Origin of the sequence: Lentibacillus salinarum, from assembly GCF_042679865.1 — a bacterium.
In the GTDB taxonomy this organism is placed as follows: domain Bacteria; phylum Bacillota; class Bacilli; order Bacillales; family Amphibacillaceae; genus Lentibacillus; species Lentibacillus salinarum.
This window is the reverse complement of sequence record NZ_JBHTNH010000032.1, coordinates 1-586: the sequence shown is the minus strand read 5'-3', so window position 1 is coordinate 586 and position 586 is coordinate 1. Positions and strand designations below refer to the sequence as shown.

At 42.0% G+C, this 586-nt stretch carries 1 rRNA gene; it reads left to right on the top strand.

Annotated features, from left to right (window positions below):
- Nucleotides 1-9 precede the first annotated feature (9 nt).
- Nucleotides 10-125: ribosomal RNA gene (gene rrf, locus ACFQ4A_RS16360) — 5S ribosomal RNA — on the top strand.
- Nucleotides 126-586: the final 461 nt, after the last annotated feature.

Sequence of the window (586 nt, the reverse complement as noted above, 5' to 3'; positions counted from 1 at the left end):
TTTAAACGGTCTGGTAGCAATAGCGGAGAGGACACACCTGTTCCCATGCCGAACACAGCAGTTAAGCTCTCCAGCGCCGATGGTAGTTGGGGTTTAACCCCTGCGAGAGTAGGACGCCGCCAGGCAAGCCGAAAACCAGCTTACATTTTTGTAAGCTGGTTCTTTTGTATAGCTTTGTATAGAAAAGATATTTTAGACAACGACAGTAGCTTTCCCGCGAAAAAGGAAGTTGGTAGAAATTGATTGAGTGCCAGACAATATGTTGCGGAATTATGTGTCTTGTCGATCGGTTTAACACTATCTTATCTTCCTCTCCACTTTCTTCTTAGGTGTTTGTCTTATTTCAGTGTATTCCAAGAGCTTAGTGATTGTGTTTTTCATCAATCCCCAGTCACCTTTGATTTAAATTAGGTATTTCTATCAACTTTGATGGACTGGTCATAAATTGAATAAATTTCCTATAAGAGTCTGTTCAAAAAGGAGGATAAAAAGGACCGAGAAGTTCGAGGCGGCGCAGTTTCGAGCAGCGGAATGTATGCATTTAGATACATGAGCAGCGGAAAAACAAGCCAACGACGAAATTCGA